Origin of the sequence: Streptosporangium amethystogenes, from assembly GCF_000721075.1 — a bacterium.
GTDB lineage: Bacteria > Actinomycetota > Actinomycetes > Streptosporangiales > Streptosporangiaceae > Streptosporangium > Streptosporangium amethystogenes.
In genome coordinates, this window is the sequence record NZ_JOEQ01000093.1 from 1 (window position 1) to 3,358 (window position 3,358).

General features: G+C 62.6%; 3 protein-coding genes. 2 read left to right on the forward strand and 1 reads right to left on the reverse strand.

Features of this window, described 5'->3' with window-relative positions:
• Window positions 1-430 precede the first annotated feature (430 nt).
• Entirely contained in the window at window positions 431-1,537 is a 1,107-nt protein-coding gene (locus IG98_RS0143530) for a leucine-rich repeat domain-containing protein (RefSeq protein WP_051753730.1), read from the reverse strand.
• A gap of 708 nt (window positions 1,538-2,245) precedes the next feature.
• Between IG98_RS0143530 and IG98_RS0143535 the strand changes: the two genes are divergently transcribed.
• A complete protein-coding gene (locus IG98_RS0143535; protein ID WP_030926334.1) occupies window positions 2,246-2,608 on the forward strand; it encodes a type II toxin-antitoxin system RelE/ParE family toxin in 363 nt (120 codons plus the stop codon).
• Complete coding sequence (locus IG98_RS0143540; RefSeq protein WP_030926336.1) at window positions 2,605-2,943, forward strand: helix-turn-helix domain-containing protein; 339 nt, start codon at window positions 2,605-2,607, stop codon at window positions 2,941-2,943. The genes IG98_RS0143535 and IG98_RS0143540 overlap by 4 nt, the downstream gene beginning before the upstream one ends.
• Window positions 2,944-3,358: the final 415 nt, after the last annotated feature.

Consider the following 3,358-nt stretch of genomic DNA (forward strand, 5'->3'; position numbering starts at 1 on the left):
GCGGCTTCCTCCAGGTCTGTGTCCGCAGATGCCTGAATCACGGTACTCATCAGGTGTATCTCCTTGATCAGGAGTTACACCGAAAACCGTACAGTCCCTGGTGGCAGGAGACGCGTGGGCGTGGGTGACAACCTGAGTGACAACGACCACGGACAGGGCCGGACAACGATGGACGGTCGTGGGCCATACACCCAGGTCAGGGCCGGTATTCGCCCTGGTCGGTCCCGGGGTTTGATTGACAACGGAACGGCCAGTGGCGTTAGTGAGCCGACACGGGGGAGTTGCCGCCATCTACCGTTCCGCCCCCCGCTCGGGTCGGTGTCAGCAGCCGAAAAGCAGCTCTGTGTGACGATTGCTGGACGATTTGGGCAGGCTTTGTCTGCTTCGGGTCAGCCACAAAGTAACAGAGCGTTGCGTCTCAAGTCCGCTGTCATCCGGAGGTCAGCCGGTAGCCGTTCCGGTGGAACTCGTGGAAGGCGGCGAGGTTCTCCAACGATTCGGGCGGGACACTCAGCTCGTTGTCGCTCAGATCGAGGAAGGTGAGGGCGGTGAGGTCGCTCAGCCACTCGGGCAGGGTGGTCAGCCAGTTACCGCTCAGGTCGAGCTTTTTGAGGGCGGTGAGATTGCCCAGCGACTCCGGCAGAGCGGTCAGCTTGTTGTAGCGCAGGTCGAGCCTGGTGAGGGCGGTGAGGTTGCGGAACGCGTCGGATAGGACAGTCAGCCGGTTGCCGCACAGGTTGAGGTCGGTCAGGTGAGTGAGGTTGCCCAGTGACTCGGGCAGGACGGTCAGTTCGTTACTGCTCAGGTCGAGCGTGGTGAGGGCGGTGAGGTTGCCCAGCCACTCGGGCAGGACAGTCAGCCGGTTGACGGTCAGCTCGCTACGGCTCAGCTCGCTACCGCTCAGGTCGAGCGTGGTGAGGGCGGTGAGGTGACCCAGACACTCGGGCAGGACCGTCAGCTTGTTGTCGTAGAGGTTGAGGTCGGTCAGGTGAGTGAGGTTGCCCAGTGACTCGGGCAAGGCGGTCAGTTCGTTACCGCCCAGGTCGAGGAAGGTGAGGCCGGTGAGGTCGCCCAGCGACTCGGGCAGGACCGTCAGCTCGTTACCGAACAGATCGAGCCTGGTCAGGTGAGTGAGGTTGCCCAGCCACTCGGGCAGGACCGTCAGCTCGCTACCGTACAGGTTGAGCTCGGTCAGGTGAGTGAGGTTGCCCAGCCACTCGGGCAGGACCGTCAGCTCGTTACCGCTCAGGTCGAGCGTGGTGAGGGCGGTGAGGTCGCCCAGCCACTCGGGCGGAGAGGTCAGCCCGTTGTAGCCCAGGTCGAGGAAGGTGAGGCCGGTGAGGTCGCCCAGCCATTCGGGCAGGACCGTCAGTTTGTTGACGCGCAGGTTGAGTGCGGTCAGATGAGTGAGGGCGGTGAGCGATTCGGGAATCGTCTCCAGGCGGAGATGGGACAGGTCGAGGGTGGCCGATCCGTCTCGCAGGCAGTCGCTGATCCGTGCGGCGGCGACCGACTGGCCGTCTTCTGGCCTGACCATGTCTTCTCCTCGTCGTTGCCGATGTCTTCGAGCTTGGCCCTGTCGCGCCAGATATGAGAGCCGGTGACGAGGCTAGGGCCCGGTACTGGGAAACGGCTTGTAGATCACTCCAGCACATTGAGGAGAAGGCCGGACCGGGTTGGGACCGGGCCTTGAGCGACATCGGAACGGTGGATGGCGACAACTCCACCCGTGCCGGCTCGCTAACGCCACTGGCCGTTCCGTTGTCGATCAAGCCCCGCTACCGGGAGCCCGCTCCCATTCGCGGGTCAACGACCCAATGATGACCACACCCCTGCGGTCTGCTGACCCAAACCTCACACCAAATCCCTTTGTCAGCAGGCTCTAACACCTCCGCACCTGTAGGTGCGCCGGGCGGATCTACTCACGAGATGCAGTCTCCGTGACGATCGCGTTGCGATGATCGACGAGGCGTGAGGTGTCCTCGACGGGAGCGTTCGGTCAGGTCGGGGTTGAGCGAACACAGCGAAGGCGCACCCGCACGCATCGTGATCGGTCGGTATGGAGGGGTCCTCCGATCGCGTCCCGCCCGAGGGCAACCGGCTGCTTGGGCGACTCTGGCGGGGTTCCTTCTCTGGGCCACTCGTGATCTTTGCCTCAGGAGATGAGGGAGATTTTGTGACGTTGTCGATACGCTGAGTTGCCAAAACTCCTCTTGGATCAACATAAGAAATTTATTATGCTTGAGTGAACTGGCAGATAGTGATCGTTCCAGAGGTCCGTGACTGGCTTCACGAGCTACGGAAGGTGGATCGGCAGACGCTCTTGCTGATCGCTGCGGCCTTGGATCGGGTCGCCGAGGAAGGTCCCGGTCTGGGGCGGCCCTTGGTGGATACGCTTCAAGGGTCGACCATCCGTAACCTCAAGGAGTTGAGGCCTGGATCCAGCGGGCGGAGCGAGGTGCGACTGCTCTTCGTCTTCGACCCTTGGCGTCAAGCTGTGTTCCTGGTCGCGGGAGACAAGTCCGGCGACTGGAGCGGTTGGTATGACATGGCGATTAAGACGGCAGAGGTGCGCTTTGCCCGGTACCTCAAAGAGGGGGAGCAATGAGTGATCAGGCGGTGACATGGGAGGAACTGCGCGCTGAGCTTGTCCAGCCCGGCGATGAGCAGGAGGTTGCCCGACTCCGCGATGGACTCGTAGCTCGCCAGCGCGCCTACCGACTCGCTGAAGCCAGACGCAAGCTTGGCCTGCGGCAGGAGGATGTCGCTCAGGCGATGGGCGTGTCACAGGCCCGCATCTCACAGATCGAGAGCGGAGTGATCAGCGAAGTGGCCACCCTGGCTGCTTACGTAGCGGCGCTCGGAGGTCAGCTCAAGATCGTGGCCGACTTCGGCGACTCGGCCATGGTGCTCGACACGCCTCGCGGTCGTCGTACGGGGTGATCTTGCCCATGATGATGCCGTAGTTCCGGTGTTCTTCTCTCCCTTGGGGGCTTTCGTATTGCTACCGCGCCATCTGGCCGCGTTTCGTAGCTGAGTGACCAACTGGGTGACAACGACCCCGGACGGAGCCGGACAATGGTGGACGGTCGTGGACCGTATGCCTACGCCGATATCGCCCTGGTCGTGCCCCTGCTCTGATCGCATTACAAGCGAGATGTCACTGATTCCAACCAAGTGGTGCCCACCAGCCGAAACGCCCCGTATCCGATCTTCGGAACGGGACGTGGGTGACTGACTCCCGAAGATGTCGTCCATCGCCTCGGCTCCTTGCATGAGCACCAGCCGGATCTGCTTCCGGTAGACCGTCTCCGTGACCACCGTGTTCCGGTGCCCGACGAGCCGTGAGATGTCCTCG

Bases quoted from the DNA above. Each gene is read 5' to 3' on its own strand.
- IG98_RS0143540 (WP_030926336.1), top strand. From the start codon at position 2,605: ATGAGTGATCAGGCGGTGACATGGGAGGAACTGCGCGCTGAGCTTGTC.
- IG98_RS0143530 (WP_051753730.1), bottom strand. From the start codon at position 1,537: ATGGTCAGGCCAGAAGACGGCCAGTCGGTCGCCGCCGCACGGATCAGC.